We start from the raw sequence: 19,407 nt of genomic DNA on the forward strand, positions 1-19,407 counted from the left end.
GGACACGGTGTGCTCCGCTCGCAGGCGTGGGGACCGGCCCCGAGCGGGCCCGGCCGATGACCGGGCCAGTATAGGCGGGGGTGTGCCGACGCCGCGGGGCACCCCACCGGGGCCCGGCCCCTGGGCAGCGCGGTCCCGACCACCGCCCCGGCCGCGCCCGGCGGGTGGTCGGGGCCCGGCGGGGGACGCATGGCGGTTACCCTGGCACCAGGGCGCGGAACAGATCACCGCCCGCAGGCCGGCCCGGAGGAACCTCCCCATGAAGTACGCGCGCATCATCATCGCCGCCGTGGTGGCGCTGGTCCTCGCGCTCACGGCCGGCCTCCTGGGGGGCTGGGCGCCGTTCGTGGTCTCCGTGGGCATGGCGGTCACGATCGGCGTGGGGTGGCCCGCCGCGGCGGGGATCCAGGCCCGGCGCCGCCACAACGTGCTCATCGCCTCGGCCGGCGCCCTGGCGTGCCTGCTGGTGCAGCTGGTGCCGTCGCAGCGTCTCGTGTGGCTGCCCGCCGTCATCGGTGTCTCGTTCATGGCGGTGTGCGTGGCCGAGCTCGTGCGCGGTGAGGGTGCGAAGTACCGGCTGGAGTCCACTCTGGCGTCCGTCACGGGGGTGCTCGCGGCCGTGGCCGCCTCCGGGTGGATCGCGTTCTCCACCGTGGCCCACGAGCAGGGTCTCAGCGGGTGGCTCACCGTGGCCGGTGTGGGCGCCCCGTTGACCGTAATCCTCGTGGTCGCGGGTGCCCGCGTGATCTCTGCGGCCCCCGAGAACCTGGCGCGGCGGGGAATGATCACGCTCGGTGTGACGCCCGTGGCGCTGCTGGGAATGGTGGCAGTTTTCACGGGTCAGGTACTGGCCGCCGTGGTAGCGTGAAGCCATGCTTGCACTCGAAATCTTCTACCTGGTCCTCCTGGGTCTCGCGACCCTCGCCATCCTCGGAATTGGCGCGAAGGTCGTGTTCAGCCTCTTCAAGGGGCAGATGTAGCTCGTGCCCATCGAGATCCCCTCTGACCTGACCCCCGAACTCGTCCCTTTCGCGTGGCTCCTGGGCACGTGGGAGGGCAACGGCTTCATGGGGTACGGCGACGCCGAGCAGCGCGCTTTTCGCCAGCGCGTCTCGTTCGAGCAGACCGGGCTCCCGTTCGTGATCTACCGCGCGCAGACCACGCTCCTCGACGAAGAGGGCGAGCCGCAGCGCGAGGCCACGTACGAGCAGGGCTTCTGGGAGCTCGCGCGTCCCCGTGAGGACGGTGACATCGGCCCCGGCATGCTGCCCCCCGATCCCGTCCCCGTGCTCACCTCTGCGGAGGACGTCGAGAAGCTGCGCAACGCGAACGGTGGCTTCGACATCTCCGTGAGCATCCTCCAGCCCGGTGGGGTGGCGGAGCTGTACCTCGGACAGATCAAGGGCCCGCGCGTGGACCTGCGCACCGACGCCGTGATCCGCGCCCAGGGTGCCAAGGAGTACCAGTCCGGCACTCGCCTCTACGGACTCGTGAACAACCACCTCATGTGGGCCTGGGACATGGCCGCCCAGGGGCGGGAGCTGGCCACGCACGCCTCCGCCGAGCTCACCAAGGTCGAGCCCACGGCAGATCCGCGGTCGTGAGCACGGCGGATTCCGTGTTCCCCTCCGTGCTGCTGGGGCGTCACGGAGCGGTGCCCGCCCAGGGCCTCGACGCCGGGGTGGCCGCCCACTACGGTGACCCCGTCCCGGAGCAGCGGGCCCTCGCCCGCGGACGAGCCGTGGTGGACCAGTCCCAGCGCGGCGTCGTGACCGTGAGCGGCCCGGACCGTCTGAGCTGGCTCACCACGCTCTCCTCCCAGGTGCTGACCTCCCTGGAACCCGGCCGCAGCACCGAGGCCCTGTTCCTCAGCGTGCAGGGACGCGTGGAGTACGCGCCCCACGTCATCGACGACGGCACCACCACGTGGCTCATCACCGAGGCCGGGGAAACCTCCGGTCTGACGGACTGGCTGACCTCCATGCGTTTTGCCCTGCGGGTGGATGTGCAGGATGTCTCCGCGCAGTGGGCCGTCCTGGCGGCCACGCAGGACCTCTCCGCACGGATCCCCGCGCTGCTCCCGGACCGCTCGGGCCCCGCCGTGGGCCCGGTGTGGCAGGACCCCTGGCCCGGGATCGCCGCGGGCGGTCACGGGTACGCCGCTGAGCAGGACCACCCCGGCAGCGCTCGCACCTGGTTCGAGCACCTCGTGCCGCGGGACGCTCTGGCGCCCGTGGTCGAGGGCCTTGAACGGGAAGGTTTCCAGCTCGCGGGATCGTGGGCCGCAGAGGCCCTGAGGATCGAGTCCTGGCGCCCCCGCTGGGGCGCGGACACGGACGAGAAGACCATTCCCCACGAGCTGGACTGGATGCGCACGGCCGTCCACCTGTCCAAGGGTTGCTACCGCGGTCAGGAGACCGTGGCGCGCGTGCACAACCTGGGGCATCCGCCCCGCAGGCTCACCTTCCTGGACCTCGACGGCTCCCAGCACACCCTGCCGGAGGCGGGGGCGGCGGTGGAGCTGTCCGGGCGGGTCGTGGGTCGTGTGACAGCGGCCCAGCTGCACCACGAGGCAGGCCCCATCGCCCTCGCCGTGCTCAAGCGTTCGGTGGATCCGGAGGCGGTGCTCACCGTGCGGGAGATGCCTCACGCCGTGGGCCAGGAGGAGTCCGACGGCTCCGCTCCCGCAGCGGAGCAGTGGGCGGCGTCGCAGACCGTGGTGGTGCCGCCGGAGGCCGGCTCGGTGGTCGGCCGAGCAGGTGGACTCATGCGCGGACCACGCGGCGGAGGCATGCGGATCTGAGCCGTGCGGCGTCGTCGCCCCAGGCCTCAGGTGGACGCGACGGGTGACGGCGGCACCAGGACGACGTGGGCCCTCGGAGGCAGTCCCTCCGAGGGCCCACGTCGTGGAGCAGGGCTCAGCGGCCGAAGAGTTCCTTGGCCTCGTCGTAGCGGTCCTGGGGGACGGCCTTGAGACCGTCGAGGGCCGCGGAGAAGTCCACGCGGACCACGTCGGTGCCGTGCAGGGCGCACATCTTGCCCCACTCCTGGTCCGTCACCATGGTCACGGCGGCGATCCCCAGGCGCGTGGCCAGCACCCGGTCGAAGCCCGTGGGGGCGCCGCCACGCTGGATGTGGCCCAGGATCGTGTTGCGGGTCTCGATGCCCGTGATGCGCTCGATCTCCTGGGTGACGAACTCGCCGATGCCGCCCAGGCGCGGTCGGCCGGAGGCCTCCACGCCCTTGCCCGCAATGGCCTCCTCGCGGTCGTCGGGGATGAAGCCCTCGGCCACGACCACCAGCGGAGACCGGCCGCGGTCGTGGACCTCGCGCACCCACTCGGAGACCTGCTCCATGGACTCGCGAAACTCGGGAATGAGAATCGCGTGGGCGCCGGCGGCCATGCCGGAATGCAGTGCGATCCAGCCCACGTGGCGGCCCATCACCTCGGCCACCATGCAGCGGTGGTGGGACTCGCCGGTGGTGCGGATCCGGTCCATGGCGTCCGTGGCGATGGACACCGCGGTGTCGAAGCCGAAGGTGTAGTCCGTGGCCTGGAGGTCGTTGTCGATGGTCTTGGGCACGCCCACCACCGGAAGCCCGGCGTCCGCGAGACGCTTGGCCCCGGCCAGGGTGCCCTCGCCGCCGATCGCGATCACGGCGTCGATGTTGTTGCTCTCCAGGACCTTGGCGATGTTCTCCGGCCCGCCGTGGGGGCCGTCGAACGGGTTGGTCCGGGAGGTGCCCAGGATGGTGCCGCCCTCACGGGCGAGGCCGCGCACGCTCTGGCGGGGCAGCTCCATGATGTCGCCCTCCACCACGCCGCGCCAGCCGTCACGGAAGCCCACGAACTCGTGGCCGAAGGATTTGATGCCGTGCAGCACCGCCCCGCGGATCACCGCGTTGAGCCCGGGGCAGTCGCCGCCGCTGGTCATAAGCCCGATTCGCATGATGGGGTCAGTGCTCCTCTGTGGTGTCGTGGTCGTTCTGACACCCTCCATCCTAGTGACCGGGGGTTCGTGCGGGGCGGGCGACGCCCCCGCGCACGGACGGGTTCCGTGAACGTTCCCGCCACGGCACGCCCCGGACATTCACCCGGGGTTAATGCGGGGAACTAAGATCGGAGCCGAGAACTGTGAACACGCCGTTCGCGACGCCAGGCCACCAGGAGGACCAGATGACCGCCCAGCAAGAACCGGCCCGTGAGAACCTGCGCGAGTTCATCGACAAGCTCGTGGATCAGGGGTACACGGTGCGGGACGGGCAGTCCCCGGACCCGGACCTGATCGACCCGGGGGGAAGCGCCGTGGAGACGTGGCGCGAGGGCTACCCGTACGACGAGCGGATGTCCCGGGAGGACTACGAGCTGGAGAAGTACCAGCTGCAGATCGAGCTGCTGAAGTTCCAGTACTGGGGCCAGGACAACGACCTCAAGCACGTGGTGGTCTTCGAGGGCCGGGACGCCGCGGGCAAGGGCGGCACCATCAAGCGCTTCACGGAGCACCTGAACCCGCGCGCCGCCCGCGTGGTGGCGCTGAACAAGCCCTCGGACCGTGAGCAGGGGCAGTGGTACTTCCAGCGCTACATCCAGCACCTGCCCACCAACGGCGAGATCGTGCTGTTCGACCGCTCCTGGTACAACCGCGGCAACGTGGAGCGCGTCATGGGGTTCTGCACGGACGAGCAGTACGAGGAGTTCATGCTGCAGGCGCCGGTGTTCGAGAAGATGCTCGTGGACTCCGGGATCCACCTCACCAAGTTCTGGTTCTCCGTGACGCAGCACGAGCAGCGCACCCGCTTCGCGATCCGCCAGATCGACCCCGTGCGCCGCTGGAAGCTCTCCCCCATGGACCTCGCGTCGCTGGACCGCTGGGAGGACTACACGGTGGCCAAGGAGGAGACGTTCCGGCGCACGGACACGGACCACGCCCCGTGGATCACCATCAAGTCCAACGACAAGAAGCGTGCCCGGCTCAACGCCATCCGCTTCTTCCTCAACCAGTTCGACTACGAGGACAAGGACACCTCGGTGGTGTACCCGCCGGACCCGCTGATCGTGCGCCGCGGCCGGGACGCCGTGGACGACTGAGCCGCACTCCGCAGCACCTGCCCCACCTGCCCCAGGCCACCCGATGGATTCCAGCGCGCCCGTGAGCCGCCCCGCCCGGTTCCTCCGAGGCTGGGCGGCCGCTGGCATCAGCATCCTCTGCGCGGCCACGTCCCACTACGCGATCGATCCCAGCCCGCCCAGCGCGCTCCTGCTCGGGGTCGCGTTCACGCTGGCGGGGATGGCCTGCGTGCTGCTCGCCGGGCACCGCATGGGCGCGCTGCGCACAGGGTTCGCAGTACTGCTGAGCCAGGTGCCGTTCCACGTGATGTTCTCGGCAGGTGGTCACTCGGGCTCCCCGGCATCCACCCGCCACGCCGCCGGGGTGAGCTCCCACGCGCACCACGACCCGTCCGTGCTGCACTCCCTGGCCGGTCACGGCGGCGCCGGTCTGACGGAGGCCGCGGCCGCGAGCCCGGTCCCGGGGATGTCCCACGGCGCGGAGATGCTCCACGGCCCCATGATCTGGGCCCACCTGGCGGCCGCGGCCGTGACCTTCGTGCTGCTGCGCCACGCCGAGGACGGCTGGTGGCGCCTGCTGCACGCCGCCGTCCAGCTCCTCTTCTCGGCCGTGGTGCTGCTGCGCCCGGTGCTCGTGCCGTGCCACGGGCTGCGCCCGGTCCCGCTGGCCTACCTCCTGCCACCGCGCACGTGGTCGCCCGTGCGCGTGATCTCGCGGCGCGGGCCGCCCCTCCTCTCGATCTGAGCAGTCCACCACCGACCACACCCCGTCAGGCACGGGGTGCCGTCGGCCTGTCTTTCATCGAGAGGTACTTCACCATGTCCACAGCACTGGATGCATCGTCGTCCGAACGCGCCCGCACCGGCGCACCCATCATGTCCGTGTGGCTGCTGCCGCTGCTGCGACGGCTGCACTTCTACGCGGGGCTCCTCGTGGGCCCCTTCCTGGTGGTCGCCGCGGTCACCGGGGCCCTGTACGTGTTCACGCCCCAGCTGGAGCGGGTGGTCTACGCGAATGCGCTCACCGGCACCGCCTCGACACAGCCCCTGAGCCTGGACGATCAGGTCGACGCCGCCCGGCGCTCGATCGGCTCACCCGACTCGCCGGTGAACGTCCGGCCCGCGTCCGACGGCGGGACCACGCGGGTAATGTTCGCGGATCCCGCACTGGAACGGGGCGAGTCCCGTGCGGTGTTCGTGGATCCCGGCACGGGACGCGTCACGGGGGACATGACCGTGTACGGCACCAGCGGGGCCCTGCCGCTGCGCACCACCATCGACCGGCTCCACCGGGACCTGCTCCTCGGCGAGCCCGGTCGGCTCTACAGCGAACTGGCGGCCTCGTGGCTGTGGGTCCTCGCCCTGAGCGGTCTCTGCATGGTGGTTCTGCACCGGCGTCGTGTGGCGCGGGGCCGCCGCGCCCGGGTGACGCTGGTGCCCCGGCCCGCAGAGGCGAACGCCTACCGGCGGACCCGCTCCTGGCACACCGCCACCGGCGTGTGGCTCGCGGTGGGCTTCCTGTTCCTCGCGGCGTCGGGCCTCACGTGGTCCGCGCACGCGGGGGAGAACGTGGCGCAGCTGCGCACCGCGCTGAACTGGACCACGCCCAAGGTCTCCACCGACCTCGGCGGGGCCTCCGGCGGCGGGGCCGAGGACGAGCACGCCGGTCACCACGGTCACGACGGGCACCAGGGTCACCAGGGACCCGACGACGCCGGGGCGCAGGGCTCCTTCGACGCGGTGCTGGCCACCGCCCGGGAGGCGGGTCTGGACTCGCGGATCGTGGAGCTCAAGCCCGCCTCCGCGGACGGGGCGGCGTGGACGGTCTCCGAGAACGAGCGCTCCTGGCCCACCCAGGTGGACAGCGTGGCGGTGGACCCGCAGCGGTTGCACGTCACCGACCAGGTGCGGTTCTCCGAGTGGGGCCTTCCCGCGAAGCTCACCCAGTGGGCCATCGCCGCGCACATGGGGCTCCTGTTCGGGCTGCCCAACCAGCTCGTGCTGCTCGCACTTGCCGCGGCGATCGTGGTGCTGGTGGTGAGCGGGTACTCCATGTGGTGGCGGCGCCGCCCCACCCGGGCCGCGGGCGTGCAGTTCGGTCCGCTGCCGCCGCGCGGGGCCCTGCGCGCCACCCCGGTGTGGGCGTGGCTCGCGCTGGGGCTGGGAACGGTCGCCGTGGGGCTGTTCGTCCCGCTGCTGGGTCTCTCGCTGCTGGGTTTCCTGGCCGTGGACCTGCTGCTGGGGCTCCGGGCACGACGCCGCTCGGACGGCACCGCGGCCCGGGTCGCCTCACAGGAGCGAGGGCGCGGGGGCATCGCGGGCGCTGACGCGGGAGAGGACCGTGCTCCGCTGCCGGCGCCCTCACTGGAGGGGATGGACCGGGGCTAGGGGCCCGTCACCCGGCACCGGCCCGTGCCCGCCACCCGCGCACGGGGTGAGGAAGGCCGTGGGCCCCACCGTTCGGTGGGGCCCACGGCCGTGGTGCGCTTCAGCGCGGTGTCAGGTGGCGCGCGGTGCGGCGTGCCGGGAACGGGCTCAGGCGGCGTCGGGCCCGAAGTTGTGACGGTCCACGAGCGCCCAGGAGGCCGCGGCGTTGACCGCGGCCACCGTGAGCACCGAGGGCCACGCGCCCATCTTCTTGGCCAGCGGGTGGGACGCGCCGAAGCTCCCGCCGTAGAGCATCCCGAGGCTCGTGGCGGTCGAGGGCCCGGCGGACGCGATCCACGTGCGGCCCGCTGCGGCGCCGCACGCCGCGAGGACCACGCCGCCCAGCGCGCGCACGCCGGTGACGCGGGCGATGCCGTAGCCGCCGATCAGCCCGGCGCCCACGAGGAGCGCACTCGGCACGGCCACGGGGGACGGCAGGTGCGCGTCCAGGCTCTTCACGGTGTCGGTGGCTGCCATGTCAGTTCTTCCCTCCCAGGAACGCCTGCAGCCGGGAGAGCCCCTCGGCGAGGTCGTCGTCACCCAGCGCGTAGGACAGCCTCAGGTAGCCGGAGGGGCCGAACGCCTCGCCCGGGACCACGGCCACCTCGGCTTTCTCGAGGATCAGCTCCGCGAGCTCGGCGGAGGTCTGCGGCGTGACGCCGTCGAACTCGCGTCCGAGCAGGGCGGTCACGTCCGGGTACGCGTAGAAGGCGCCCGTGGGCACGGGGCAGTTCACGCCCTCGATCGCGTTCAGCCCGTCCACGATCGTCCGACGACGCCGGTCGAACGCCTCCCGCATCTCGGCCACCTTGTCCATGGGGCCCTCCAGGGCGGCGAGTGCGGCGGCCTGCGCCACGTTGTTCACGTTGGACGTGAGGTGGGACTGCAGGTTGGCGGCGGCCTTGACCACGTCCTCGGGACCGACCATCCAGCCCACGCGCCACCCCGTCATGGCGTAGGTCTTGGCCACACCGTTGAGCAGGATCAGGTGCTCGTGCAGCGCGGGAACGGCCTGGGCCATGGACACGAACTGCACGTCGTCGTAGGTGAGGTGCTGGTAGATCTCGTCGCTGATCACGAAGATGCCCTTGGCCGCGGCCCACTCGCCGATCGCGCGGGTCTCCTCCTCGGTGTACACCGAGCCCGTGGGGTTGGACGGGGAGCAGAACAGCAGCGCCTTGGTGGCGGAGGTGCAGGCGGCCTCGAGCTGCTCGGGGGTGACCTTGTAGTCGTTCTCCGCGCCCGCGAAGACTTCCACGGGATTGCCGCCGGCCAGGCGGATGGCCTCAGGGTAGGTGGTCCAGTACGGGGCGGGGAGCAGGACGTCGTCGCCGTCGTCCACCACGGTCTGGAAGGCCTGGTACACGGCCTGCTTGCCGCCGTTCGTCACGAGCACCTGCGAGCTCTTGACGTCCCAGCCGCTGTCGCGCGCGGTGGCCCGGGCGATCGCCTCGCGCAGCTTCGGCTGACCGGCGGCGGGGGAGTAGCGGAAGTTCGCCGGGTCCCGCAGGGCCTCGGCCGCGGCCGCCACGATGTCCTCCGGTGTGGAGAAGTCCGGTTCGCCCGCGCCGAACCCGATCACGGGACGACCCTCGGCCTTGAGGGCCTTGGCCTTCGCGTCCACCGCAAGGGTCGCGGACTCCGCGATCGCCGCGATCCGGTGCGAGATGCGCTGCTGCGCTGGTGACATGGGGATCATCTCTCCTGGGCTGGCTGGCGTCGCCCGCGGCGGAACCCGGGCGCTGGTCTCCCAGCTTAGGTGCCCCGCCCCCGGCTTTGCACGGAACGAGGCGGCCGCGTACCATAGTTGGTTGGTGCCGCCACCCGGGACCCCGTTGCCCCACGGCGGAACGGATCCGGGTGACACGAGCCGGTGATAGGCTCGGGCACCGTTGCCGCGGTCGTGGTTCCCTCGACGCGGCAGATGAAGGGCAGTGGCGCAATTGGTAGCGCAGCGGTCTCCAAAACCGCAGGTTGCAGGTTCGAGTCCTGTCTGCCCTGCTTCACGACCCACCACGGCACGAACACCACCGCCGAGAAGCTGCTTCACGCAGGGGAGAGCCGATGTCGCACACCGTCACAGGACAGACCCCGGGTCAACCCGCCGGTTCGGAGCGCAAGCGCGGCTTCTTCGGACGGATCTGGCTGTTCATCCGCCAGGTCGTGGGGGAGCTCAAGAAGGTCGTCACCCCGTCCCGGCGGGAACTCGTCAACTACGTCCTGGTCGTGCTGGTGTTCGTCGCTTTCATGATGGTGCTGATCTCCCTGCTGGACCTGGCCTTCGGGCAGCTGGCCCTCTGGCTCTTCGGTAACGGCGACCAGGCCCAGTAAGACCGCGCAGCACGTCCAGCCGTCCACAGAAAGCAGGAGAAGCCAGTGACCGATCACGAGCTCGAGAACGACGACACTCAGCCCGCGCAGCTCGACACCCCGTCCGGGGACGCTGCGCGCGAGGAGTCGGCGGAGAGCGTGTCCGACACTGTCGCGTCCGCCGAGCCCACGGACTCGCAGGACGTCACCGACGAGAAGGCCGTCCAGGAGGCGGACCTCGACGTCGCCGAGGGCAACGGCGAGGCCACTCCGGTGCCGCTCGTGGAGGTCGAGGTCTCCGAGGAGGCGGCCGAGGACCAGGTGGATCCCGTGGCCGAGTTCAAGGCCAACCTGCGCCGCCAGGAGGGCGACTGGTTCGTCATCCACACCTACGCCGGTTACGAGAACCGCGTGAAGACCAACCTCGAGACCCGCATCCAGTCCCTCAACATGGAAGAGGACATCTTCCAGATCGAGGTGCCCATGGAAGAGGTCGTGGAGATCAAGAACTCCCAGCGCAAGACCGTGCGTCGCGTGCGCATCCCCGGGTACGTGCTGGTGCGCATGAACCTCACTGACGCGTCCTGGGGCGCGGTGCGCCACACCCCGGGCGTCACGGGCTTCGTGGGCCAGGACGCCTACAACCCCGCGCCGCTGCGCCTCGACGAAGTGTTCGACATGCTGGCACCCACGTTCGAGACCCCGGAGAAGGCCAAGGGCCTCGGCGAGACCGCCGGCTCCGGCGCGGGCGCCCAGGGTGGCGCCGCCCCGCAGGTCACGGTGGACTTCGAGGTGGGTGAGTCCGTGATCGTGAAGGAGGGCCCGTTCGAGACCCTCCCGGCCACGATCTCCGAGATCAAGGTGGAATCCCAGCAGCTCGTGGTGCTGGTCTCCATCTTCGAGCGCGAGACCCCCGTGACTCTGGGCTTCAACCAGGTCACCAAGATCTAGCACCCCAGACTTCGGAGTTCCCCGGATGCGCTTTGGTCCGGGGCTTCTCCGTCCGGTCGCCGCGCCACGGCGACCACCCGCCGTCGTACGCTCCTGTGCGGCGGTACGCACAGCCAGAAAGAGGACCATCACATGGCTCCCAAGAAGAAGAAGGTCGCAGGCCTGATCAAGCTGCAGATCCAGGCAGGCGCCGCCAACCCGGCTCCTCCCGTGGGTCCGGCGCTGGGTCAGCACGGCGTCAACATCATGGAGTTCTGCAAGGCCTACAACGCGGCCACGGAATCCCAGCGCGGCAACATCGTGCCGGTGGAGATCACCGTCTACGAGGACCGCTCGTTCTCGTTCGTCACCAAGACCCCGCCCGCCGCGCAGCTGATCAAGAAGGCCGCCGGCGTCGCCAAGGGTTCCGGCGTCCCCCACACCACCAAGGTGGGCAAGATCACCATGGACCAGGTCCGTGAGATCGCCGAGACCAAGAAGGAAGACCTCAACGCCAACGACATCGACGCCGCCGCGAAGATCATCGCCGGCACCGCCCGCTCCATGGGCATCGAGGTCAACTGAGTCCTCCCGACTCACCAGCAACACACTTCATCGTGGCAGGGCCGAGCGCGGTCCGCAGACCACAACTGCACAAGGAGAAGAAGCAGATGGCACAGCGCAGCAAGGCATACCGGGCAGCTGCCGAGAAGATCGAGGCGGGCAAGCTCTACGCTCCCGCCGAGGCGGTCGCCCTGGCCAAGGAACTGGCCGAGGGCAGCAAGTCCGATCCCACCGTGGAGGTCTCCATGCGTCTCGGCGTGGATCCCCGCAAGGCGGACCAGATGGTCCGCGGCACCGTGAACCTGCCCAACGGCACCGGCAAGACCGCCCGCGTGGTCGTCTTCGCCACCGGTGACAAGGCCGCCGCGGCCGAGGCCGCCGGCGCCGACTTCGTGGGCAATGACGACCTGATCGCCAAGATCCAGGGCGGCTGGACGGACTTCGACGCCGCCGTGGCCACCCCGGACATGATGGGCAAGGTGGGTCGCCTGGGCAAGATCCTGGGTCCCCGCAACCTCATGCCGAACCCCAAGACCGGCACCGTGACCATGGACGTGGCCAAGGCCGTCAACGACATCAAGGGCGGCAAGATCGACTTCCGCGTCGACAAGCACTCCAACCTGCACTTCATCATCGGCAAGGCGTCCTTCGACGCGCAGAAGCTCGCCGAGAACTACGGTGCAGCCCTGGAGGAGGTGCTTCGTCTGAAGCCCTCCGCCTCCAAGGGTCGCTACATCACCAAGGCCACCGTGGCCACCACGTTCGGCCCGGGCATCCCCGTGGACCCGAACGCCACCGAGGTGAACGCCCAGGCGTGATCCCGGCTCACCGTGGGGCCCCGCAGGGTGCCACGGCGCAGCAGTGACAGTAGGGTCCGTGCCGTCCCAGGCCGGGCCCTACTGCCATGTTCGGGGCCGGATCGCGATGGGCGTTCCATGATGTACTGGAGGTTGGATCCCGGCGCGGATCCGCCACCGGGTGCCGTCCGGGCTGTGGACGGCACGGAAGGAGAACACAGTGACGCAGTCGTCACCGGTACGTATCGAGCTCTTGCGCATCCCCGAGGCGTTCGACGCGGACGCCCAGCGGCTGCTGGGGGACGTCGCCTCCCTGGTGCAGTCCTCCCGACGCCACGTGTGGGGCACGGACCAGCTGAGCAACGAGGCCCACGACATCTTCCGGGACCTCAAGGACCCCTACGAGCGCGTCAACATCCTGTGCGCCTTCCTGGAGGACCGGCTGGTGGGGCGCGCCGAGGTGCGGATGCCGCTGATCGCGGACACCGGGATGGCGCAGATCGTGGTGCACGTGGACCCGGACGAGACGTCGGAGGGCATTGGACGCGGCCTCCTGGGTGCTGCTGAGCAGCTGGCGCACGGAGAGTCCCGCCGCCTGGTCCGGCTCGTCACCGAGCACCCCGCGTCGGAGGCCCGGGATCCGGCGGGCCCGGGGGACGGCAGCGTGGACGGCAGCTCGGACGGCGAGGAGCCCTCCGGCGGTCACGGCGCGCCGGTGGCGTGGCTGGACGCTGCGGACGGCTCCGGCCGGCTGCCGGCCAGCCACCGTCAGACCCGTTTTGCCCAGCACGCCGGGTACGGCCTGCGCACGGTGAGCAGCTTCGCCCTGCTGCCCGTTCCCCTGGCGGAGACCCGGCTGCAGCGCATCCAGGAGTCCCTGAGCTCGAGCCCGTTCGCCGAGCACTACCGCATGCACACGTGGGTGGGAGAGGCCCCCGAGGAGCTGCTCGCCCCGCTCGCGCAGCTGCACGCGAAGATCCCCACGGACTCGTTCGTGCGCCCCATCGTGGCGGATCCGGATCCCTGGGACGGTGACCGGGTGCGCCGCACCGAGCAGCTGCGCCAGGAGGACGGCGACCGTTCGCTCATGGCCGTGGTCCAGGACCTGCGCACCGGTGAGCTGGTGGGCATGACCGAGCTGATCCTCGCGCAGCACCGCCCCGTGCTGGCGCTGCAGGACGAGACGCTCGTGGTGCGGGAGCACCGCGGCCACCGGTTGGGCATGCGTCTCAAGCTGGCCAATCTGGAGCAGCTCGCGGCCGTGGCGCCGGAGGTCACCACCGTGTACTCGTGGACCCACAGCGGCAACGACCGCATGAACTGGGTGAACGCGCAGCTCGGGTTCCAGGAGGCCGGGCAGTCCGCGATCTGGGAGCAGGACTTCAGCGTCGTCTGACCCCTCGGGGGACGTGCCGCCCCACGCGGGGCGTTCCACCGGAGGTCACCAGGGCAGCGGCAGCACCACAGTGCGGTCTCCGGGCACGAGGCCGGCGCGCGGAATGCTCAGCAGCCCCTCTGCCTCGCTCAGACCCCGCAGCATGTTGGGGCCGACGGCGCGGCACGGCTCCCACGCGTCCCCGCGGCGTCGTGCGGGCACGAGCTTCTCCCGCCGTCCGCCTGCCGCGTCCGCGCCCACGGTGGCGGGAACGAGCTGCGCTGCGGGGTGCCCCGCGAAGCCGGCTAGCAGCGGCCCTCCCACGAGCAGCAGCACCGTGAGCGCCGCCAGGGGGTTGCCGGGCAGGGCCAGCACCGCACTGCGCTCTGCCGCACCCAGCAGGGCGGGGTGCCCCGGCTGCAGGTCGAGCTGGTCCACGAGCACCCGGGTCTCCCGCTCCAGCAGCGGGCGGACCTGGTCCGCCCCGGAGCGGGACGTGCCCCCGGTGGTGATCACCACGTCGTGCTCTGCACACGCCTGCCGGAAGGCCGTGCTCAGGGATGCGGGGTCGTCGTCGACCCGGTGCACGGTGCCCGGCACGGCCCCGTACGCGGTGACCACGTGGGGCACGGACATGCTGAAGGCGTCACGCACCAGACCGGGGGCGGGGACACCGCGCGTGCGCACCTCGGAGCCGGTCAACAGCAGGGCAACACGGGGTGCCCGCCGGACGGGGACGTGGTCCAGTCCGGCCACGGCGGCGAGGGCGGCGTCCGCGGGGGACAGCACCCGGCCGGCGTGGAACAGCACCTCGTGGGCCTGGCACTCCGTGCCCGCCGCGCGGATGTGGCGGCCCTCCAGCTCGGAGGGAGGGGCGCCCGGCGCCAGGCGCACGATGGAGCCGGAGCGGCACGAGAACTCCTCCCGGACCACGCTCGTGGTGCCCTCGGGAATCACGCCCCCCGTGACCACCGGGACGGCAGTGCCCGGTGCGAGGGCCACCGCAGACGCCGCGCTGGGAAGAGGCACCGGGGCACCGGGTTCCGAGTGGGCGGATGGCGAGCCGCCGGTCACCAGGTCCCACGGCCCGGGACCGCGGACCGCGTAGCCGTCCATCGCGCTGGAGGCGTAGTGCGGCACGGAGCAGGCGGCCTCCACGTCCTCGGCGAGAACCCGCCCGGACGCCCGTGCCAGTGGCACCTGATCGGTGGGCACGCCTCCGGTGCCCGCGGCCGGCCCACGCCGCCCGGAGGCCGGATCGGCTCCGGCACGCTGGGCGAGCGCCGCTCCGGCGCGGTGCGCGAGGTCCCGGGCCTCGTCCCGCCCCGCGTGCTGCCGCGATGCGAGTCTGCGGGCCCACACGGGCCCGTCCGGGGAGGGCACGGGCTCACCCACCGGCGAAGGGTGGCAGGACGTCCACGGCGGCGCCGGGAGCCACGGGCGAGTGCGGATCCTTGGCGGCCACGCCGTCCACGAGCCACGAGCAGCGGGGGAGCACCTGCGCGAGGGCGGGCTCACCGGGCGGAGCCACGGGGTGCAGGCTCACGAGCAGCTGCGCCAGGTCGGTACGGCTCAGCGCCAAGGGCGTGGCCACGTGCTCCTCCTCGGTGCCGGCGGCGGCGGCCGCCGCGGCGAAATACCTCACGCGCACCGCGTCAGCCCCCGATCGCGCTCATGCTGCGGTCCGGCTGGATGTAGTCCCCGGAGTCCAGACCGGTGTGGTCCATCCCGTGCGCCCTGGGTTTGACCCACATGGCCTCGCGCCAGCGCTGGGTCACCTGGGCGTCGGTGGCGCCGGAGCGCAGGAGGTGCATGAGGTCGGTCTCGTGGTGGGAGAACAGGCACGAGCGCACGTGGCCCTCGGCGGTGATGCGGGTGCGCGTGCAGTCCTCGCAGAACGGCTCGGTCACCGAGGCGATGATGCCCACGGTGCCCACCACCCGGTCCTCGGCCTTCCGCCGCACGAGGAACTTCTCGGCGGGTGCACCGGCCCGGGGCGCGGTGTCCGGGGCGAGGTCGAAGTCCTGGGAGAGGCTCTCGCGGATCTGCGCGGCGGTCACCATGTTCTCCCGGGTCCAGCCGTGGTCCGCGTCCAGGGGCATCTGCTCGATGAAGCGCAGGTCGCACGCGTTCTCGAGCGCCCAGTGCAGCAGCTCGGGTGCCTCGTGCTCGTTGACGTTCCGCATCAGCACCGCGTTGATCTTCACGGGGCTCATCCCCGCGCGTTGGGCCGCGGCGACGCCGTCCAGCGCCTCGGTGAGCCGCCCGCGGCGAGCGAGGCGTTCGTAGGTCTCCGCGCACAGGGTGTCCAGGGAGATGTTCACCCGTGTCATGCCCGCGTCCGCGAGCCCCTGCGCGCGAGCGGCCAGGCCGATCCCGTTGCTCGTCATGGACACGGGCACGCCCGGCAGCGCGGTGCGCAGGGCCCGCACCAGCTGCTCGAGATCCGGTCTGATGAGAGGTTCACCCCCGGTGAGGCGGATCTCCCGCACTGCGAACTCGGTCACGGCGATGCGTGCGAGCCGCACGATCTCCTCGACCGTCAGCAGGGACTCTCGGGGGAGCCACTGCATGCCCTCCGCGGGCATGCAGTAGGTGCACCGCAGGTTGCACTTGTCGGTGATGGAGATGCGCAGGTCCGTGGCGGTTCGTCCGAAACGGTCCGTCAGCGGTCCCTGCGTGGGCACTCCCCGCGTGGGAAGCACTTGGGGGTTGCCGAGGAAAACGGACATGCGCACCAGTGTAGGTCTCCACCCCGACACCCTCGCCGCCCCCGGGAGGGTGACTACCCTGGACCCATGTCCCGCACCCCGTCCGCGCACCGCACCATCTCCGAGCACCGGGAGGCGGTCCGGGCCCTGCTCCGCTGCGCCCGCGCCCGGGGCCGCGAGGACGACGCCGCACGGCCGGTTCCACTGGCGGCGGCTCGCGGGCGCGTGCTCGCGGAGGATCTCGTGGCTCCTCTGGACCTGCCACCCCACACGAACTCGCAGATGGACGGCTTCGCGGTGCGGGTCGCGGACCTCGCCCCCGCGCACAGGGCAGGGCAGGTCACGCTCCCCGTGCACGGCACCCGCGCCGCCGGGGCCGCCCCGGCGCCCCACGTCCCCGGCACCGCGACCGCCGTGATGACCGGGGCAGTGCTCCCCGAGGGAGCCGATGCCGTGATCCCCGTGGAGCGCGTCCTGCCCCCGCGCTTCGACACCCCCACCGTCACGGTTGCCGCCGCCGACGTCCCGCGGGAGGGCAGCTTCGTGCGGGAGGCCGGCAGCGACGTCGCCCGGGGGGAGGTGGCACTGCCCGCCGGAACGGTGCTCGGAGCCGCCGCGCTGGGGGCGTGCGCGGCGCTCGGGCTCACGGGGGAGGACCCGGTGACGGTGCAGCACGGTCCGCGTGTGCTCGTGGTCAGTGGCGGGGACGAGGTGGTGCCCGCCGGCAGACCGCTGCCCGCGGGGTCCGTGCACGACGCGAACGGGCCGCTGCTCGAGGCGTGGCTCACCGGCCACGGTGCCGCGCGCGTGAGCCGGCTGCGCGTGGACGACGACCCCCACGCGTTCCTCGGTGCCCTCCGTGCGGCACTGGAGGAGTCACGCGCGGACCTCGTGGTCACGAGCGGAGGCATCAGCGCGGGTGCCTTCGAAGTGGTGCGGCAGGGTCTTGAACGGGCGGGCACGCGGATGTGGTTCGGCCACGTGGACATGCAGCCCGGCGGCCCGCAGGGCTGCGGGCTGCTCCGGGGGACACCCGTGCTGTGCCTGCCGGGCAATCCCGTGAGCACGTGGGTCTCGTGCGAGGTGTTCCTGCGCGCCGCGCTCGCGGACGTGTGGGCCTGCTGCCCGCCCGCGCGCTGGACCTCTGCCCGGCTGGACGCCCCGGTGGAGCCCTTGGAATCCCGCACCCAGCTGCGTCGGGGCACGCTGCTGCCCACCGCGCCTGCGCGGGTCGCGCTGGTGGGCGGCGCGTCCTCCCACCTGCTGACCGCGGCCGCGCGGGCGGACGTGCTCGTCCGCATCCCGCCCGGCACCGGTACCCTGCCCCGGGGGACCGAGATGGACGTGCTCGTCCTCGACGGCGGGGTGGTGACCCGGTGCTCGGAGACCTCGGACGAGGCGGCCGGGGCACCTCGCGGAGCTCGGAACGGACCGTGAGACCGGAACGCACACCCGCCCGGCCGGTGAGCCCGGTGCGCACCACGACACGACACGCACGGCGCCCCACGGCGCACGACCACAAGGAGAACAGTGAGCGATCAGCCCGAGGACAGGACGCCGCAGCGTCTCACGCACGTGCGCGAGGACGGCACGGCGCACATGGTGGATGTCAGCGAGAAGGCCGTGACGTCCCGGGAGGCCACGGCCCAGGCCGTGCTCGTCACGCGCCCGGACGTGGTCGAGCTGCTCGCGAACGGGGACCTGCCCAAGGGTGACGCCCTGGCCGTGGCTCGGATCGCGGGCATCATGGCGGCCAAGCGCACGCCGGAGCTGGTGCCCCTGTGCCATCCGTTGCCGTTGAGCAAGGTGACCGTGGACCTCGAGCCGCAGCGGGACAGGGTGGTCGTGCAGGCCACCGTGCGCACCCGCGGTGTCACCGGTGTGGAGATGGAGGCGCTGACCGCCGCGAGCGTGGCGGCTCTCACGCTGTACGACATGGTCAAGACCGTCGACAAGGCCGCCAGCATCGAGGACACCCGGGTGCTGGCCAAGTCGGGCGGCAAGAGCGGTGACTGGAGCGCATCGTGAGCGGACACGGCGAGCGGCACGTGGGCGCCCGGCGTCCGGCCCACCGGGACGAGATCGGCGACTTCCACCTGGTGGGACGCCGGGCGGAGGTCGTGATCGTCTCCAGTTCCGCGGCCGCGGGAACGGCGCAGGACCTGTGCGGACCTGTGCTGCGGGACTGGCTCGAGGGAAGGGGCCTGCGGAGCCGGGTGCACGTGGTTCCGGACGGACCGGAGGTGCTTGCCGCACTGCGGCGTCTCACTGCGCACTCCCACACGGAGGAGGGGCCGCGGTTCGTGGTCACCTCTGGGGGGACGGGGCTGAACTCGGACGACGTCACTCCCGAGGCCACCGCCGCGGTGCTGGAACGGCAGTCCCCGGGCATCGTGCACGCGCTGTGGGCGCAGGGACTTCAGAAGACTCCCACCGCCGCGATGAGCCGCGGCGTGGCCGGTCAGGTGGGGCGGACGTTCGTGGTGAACCTCCCGGGCTCGCGCGGCGGGGTCAAGGACGGGATGGCGGTGCTGGATCCCCTCATCGACCACATCAGCGCCCAGCTGGAGGACGTCCACGGCCACGGGGAGGACCGCTCGGTGACCCGCTCCGGGGACGAGGTTCTCCCCGCCGCCGAGGGCGACTCCCACCCGGACGACGCGGACGCCCAGGTGGCGGCCGGCAGCACGGTCGCCTCCGGGCCCGGGCCGGCGCACGACGCCGCCCGGGCCGCGGACCCGGACGCGGCGGCGTCGTCCCCGGGTGGCGGTGACCCGTGCAGCGGGTCGGAGGCGGCAGACCACGTGCTCCGGGCTCGGATCACGGAGGAACCGCTCGACGGGGACCTCGCCCGGCGCGAGGTGGCCGACCCCGGCTGCGGTGCGGTGGTCGGCTTCAGCGGGGTGATCCGCGACCACGACGGCGGCAGGAGCGGTGTGACGGGGCTCGAGTACAGTGCGCACCCCGCGGCCCAGCAGGTCATGACGGACACGGTGCGCGAGGTCGCCCGTGAGCACCCGGGGGTCCGGCTGTGGGCCGAGCACCGCATCGGGGCGCTCGCCGTGGGGGACAGCGCCCTGGAGGTCGCCGTGGCCGCGGCCCACCGAGCGGAGGCCTTCGCGGCGTGCTCCCGGCTGGTGGACCGCATCAAGGAGTGCGTGCCCATCTGGAAGCGGGAGAGCTTCGAGGACGGGCGGCACACCTGGGTGGGACTGGACGCCTGAG

20 protein-coding genes and 1 tRNA gene are annotated in these 19,407 nt (G+C 71.9%); 15 read left to right on the forward strand and 6 right to left on the reverse strand.

The window, feature by feature from the left end; all coding sequences use genetic code 11:
- The first annotated feature begins 259 nt into the window (after nucleotides 1-259).
- The 3 genes from QL985_RS02895 (at nucleotide 260) to QL985_RS02905 (ending at nucleotide 2,803) form a co-directional block, all read left to right on the forward strand.
- Nucleotides 260-868: a hypothetical protein gene (locus tag QL985_RS02895; RefSeq protein WP_259906492.1), complete on the forward strand. Its 609-nt coding sequence runs from the start codon at nucleotides 260-262 to the stop codon at nucleotides 866-868.
- Between the two features lie 115 nt (nucleotides 869-983).
- Nucleotides 984-1,604 (forward strand): FABP family protein, encoded by a 621-nt coding sequence (locus QL985_RS02900; RefSeq protein ID WP_257745112.1) that lies wholly within the window; start codon nucleotides 984-986, stop codon nucleotides 1,602-1,604.
- Nucleotides 1,601-2,803, forward strand: a complete 1,203-nt coding sequence (locus QL985_RS02905; protein ID WP_257745113.1) for a folate-binding protein — start codon at nucleotides 1,601-1,603, stop codon at nucleotides 2,801-2,803. The genes QL985_RS02900 and QL985_RS02905 overlap by 4 nt, the downstream gene beginning before the upstream one ends.
- Nucleotides 2,804-2,918: 115 nt before the next feature.
- Here QL985_RS02905 and QL985_RS02910 read toward each other — a convergent pair whose 3' ends face one another.
- Nucleotides 2,919-3,950: an ATP-dependent 6-phosphofructokinase gene (locus tag QL985_RS02910; RefSeq protein WP_019309677.1), complete on the reverse strand. Its 1,032-nt coding sequence runs from the start codon at nucleotides 3,948-3,950 to the stop codon at nucleotides 2,919-2,921.
- A gap of 227 nt (nucleotides 3,951-4,177) precedes the next feature.
- Between QL985_RS02910 and ppk2 the strand changes: the two genes are divergently transcribed.
- The 3 genes from ppk2 (at nucleotide 4,178) to QL985_RS02925 (ending at nucleotide 7,456) form a co-directional block, all read left to right on the forward strand.
- Complete coding sequence (gene ppk2 / locus QL985_RS02915) at nucleotides 4,178-5,089, forward strand: polyphosphate kinase 2 (protein ID WP_029603156.1); 912 nt, start codon at nucleotides 4,178-4,180, stop codon at nucleotides 5,087-5,089.
- A gap of 61 nt (nucleotides 5,090-5,150) precedes the next feature.
- Nucleotides 5,151-5,813 carry a hypothetical protein gene (locus tag QL985_RS02920; protein ID WP_059281395.1) on the forward strand — a complete coding sequence of 221 codons (663 nt, stop codon included), beginning with the start codon at nucleotides 5,151-5,153 and terminating at the stop codon, nucleotides 5,811-5,813.
- A 74-nt stretch (nucleotides 5,814-5,887) separates the two neighbouring features.
- The gene (locus QL985_RS02925) at nucleotides 5,888-7,456 is read left to right on the forward strand and encodes a PepSY domain-containing protein (protein WP_259906453.1); all 1,569 of its coding nucleotides are present in this window, start codon (nucleotides 5,888-5,890) and stop codon (nucleotides 7,454-7,456) included.
- 147 nt (nucleotides 7,457-7,603) lie between these two features.
- Here QL985_RS02925 and QL985_RS02930 read toward each other — a convergent pair whose 3' ends face one another.
- Together QL985_RS02930 and QL985_RS02935 are read right to left on the reverse strand one after the other, a co-directional pair.
- Nucleotides 7,604-7,972, reverse strand: a complete 369-nt coding sequence (locus tag QL985_RS02930; protein WP_259905791.1) for a hypothetical protein — start codon at nucleotides 7,970-7,972, stop codon at nucleotides 7,604-7,606.
- A 1-nt stretch (nucleotide 7,973) separates the two neighbouring features.
- Nucleotides 7,974-9,185, reverse strand: a complete 1,212-nt coding sequence (locus QL985_RS02935) for a pyridoxal phosphate-dependent aminotransferase (protein WP_259905790.1) — start codon at nucleotides 9,183-9,185, stop codon at nucleotides 7,974-7,976.
- A 238-nt stretch (nucleotides 9,186-9,423) separates the two neighbouring features.
- On the opposite strand from QL985_RS02935, the gene QL985_RS02940 reads away from it, so the two are divergent.
- The 6 genes from QL985_RS02940 to QL985_RS02965 all read left to right on the forward strand — a co-directional run bounded on the left by QL985_RS02940 (nucleotide 9,424) and on the right by QL985_RS02965 (nucleotide 13,492).
- Nucleotides 9,424-9,496, forward strand: a tRNA-Trp gene (locus QL985_RS02940).
- A 63-nt stretch (nucleotides 9,497-9,559) separates the two neighbouring features.
- Nucleotides 9,560-9,826: a preprotein translocase subunit SecE gene (gene secE / locus QL985_RS02945; RefSeq protein ID WP_019309671.1), complete on the forward strand. Its 267-nt coding sequence runs from the start codon at nucleotides 9,560-9,562 to the stop codon at nucleotides 9,824-9,826.
- A 45-nt stretch (nucleotides 9,827-9,871) separates the two neighbouring features.
- A complete protein-coding gene (nusG, locus tag QL985_RS02950) occupies nucleotides 9,872-10,756 on the forward strand; it encodes a transcription termination/antitermination protein NusG (protein WP_259897917.1) in 885 nt (294 codons plus the stop codon).
- Nucleotides 10,757-10,888: 132 nt separating this feature from the next.
- The gene (gene rplK, locus QL985_RS02955) at nucleotides 10,889-11,320 is read left to right on the forward strand and encodes a 50S ribosomal protein L11 (protein WP_019309669.1); all 432 of its coding nucleotides are present in this window, start codon (nucleotides 10,889-10,891) and stop codon (nucleotides 11,318-11,320) included.
- Nucleotides 11,321-11,406: 86 nt separating this feature from the next.
- Nucleotides 11,407-12,117, forward strand: coding sequence for a 50S ribosomal protein L1 (rplA, locus tag QL985_RS02960; RefSeq protein ID WP_102613086.1), 711 nt, complete (start codon nucleotides 11,407-11,409; stop codon nucleotides 12,115-12,117).
- Between the two features lie 199 nt (nucleotides 12,118-12,316).
- Nucleotides 12,317-13,492, forward strand: a complete 1,176-nt coding sequence (locus QL985_RS02965) for a GNAT family N-acetyltransferase (protein WP_121566677.1) — start codon at nucleotides 12,317-12,319, stop codon at nucleotides 13,490-13,492.
- A gap of 45 nt (nucleotides 13,493-13,537) precedes the next feature.
- On the opposite strand, the gene QL985_RS02970 is transcribed toward QL985_RS02965, so the two are convergent.
- From QL985_RS02970 to moaA, 3 genes are read right to left on the reverse strand one after another with little or no spacing between them, the layout of a single operon-like run.
- Nucleotides 13,538-14,866 carry a molybdopterin-binding protein gene (locus tag QL985_RS02970; protein ID WP_259905789.1) on the reverse strand — a complete coding sequence of 443 codons (1,329 nt, stop codon included), beginning with the start codon at nucleotides 14,864-14,866 and terminating at the stop codon, nucleotides 13,538-13,540.
- Nucleotides 14,859-15,122 (reverse strand): MoaD/ThiS family protein, encoded by a 264-nt coding sequence (locus QL985_RS02975; RefSeq protein ID WP_144802401.1) that lies wholly within the window; start codon nucleotides 15,120-15,122, stop codon nucleotides 14,859-14,861. Before QL985_RS02975 ends, QL985_RS02970 begins: the two co-directional genes overlap by 8 nt.
- A 4-nt stretch (nucleotides 15,123-15,126) precedes the next feature.
- Complete coding sequence (gene moaA / locus QL985_RS02980) at nucleotides 15,127-16,203, reverse strand: GTP 3',8-cyclase MoaA (protein ID WP_259905788.1); 1,077 nt, start codon at nucleotides 16,201-16,203, stop codon at nucleotides 15,127-15,129.
- A 66-nt stretch (nucleotides 16,204-16,269) separates the two neighbouring features.
- On the opposite strand from moaA, the gene glp reads away from it, so the two are divergent.
- From glp to QL985_RS02995, 3 genes are all read left to right on the forward strand, one after another.
- Nucleotides 16,270-17,619, forward strand: coding sequence for a gephyrin-like molybdotransferase Glp (glp, locus tag QL985_RS02985; protein ID WP_259905786.1), 1,350 nt, complete (start codon nucleotides 16,270-16,272; stop codon nucleotides 17,617-17,619).
- 93 nt (nucleotides 17,620-17,712) lie between these two features.
- Nucleotides 17,713-18,210, forward strand: coding sequence for a cyclic pyranopterin monophosphate synthase MoaC (moaC, locus tag QL985_RS02990; RefSeq protein WP_259905784.1), 498 nt, complete (start codon nucleotides 17,713-17,715; stop codon nucleotides 18,208-18,210).
- Nucleotides 18,207-19,406: a molybdenum cofactor biosynthesis protein MoaE gene (locus QL985_RS02995; protein WP_290147583.1), complete on the forward strand. Its 1,200-nt coding sequence runs from the start codon at nucleotides 18,207-18,209 to the stop codon at nucleotides 19,404-19,406. Before moaC ends, QL985_RS02995 begins: the two co-directional genes overlap by 4 nt.
- Nucleotide 19,407 lies beyond the last annotated feature (1 nt).

The sequence above is a fragment of the Kocuria sp. APC 4018 genome, assembly GCF_030407675.1.
Lineage (GTDB): Bacteria > Actinomycetota > Actinomycetes > Actinomycetales > Micrococcaceae > Kocuria > Kocuria rhizophila.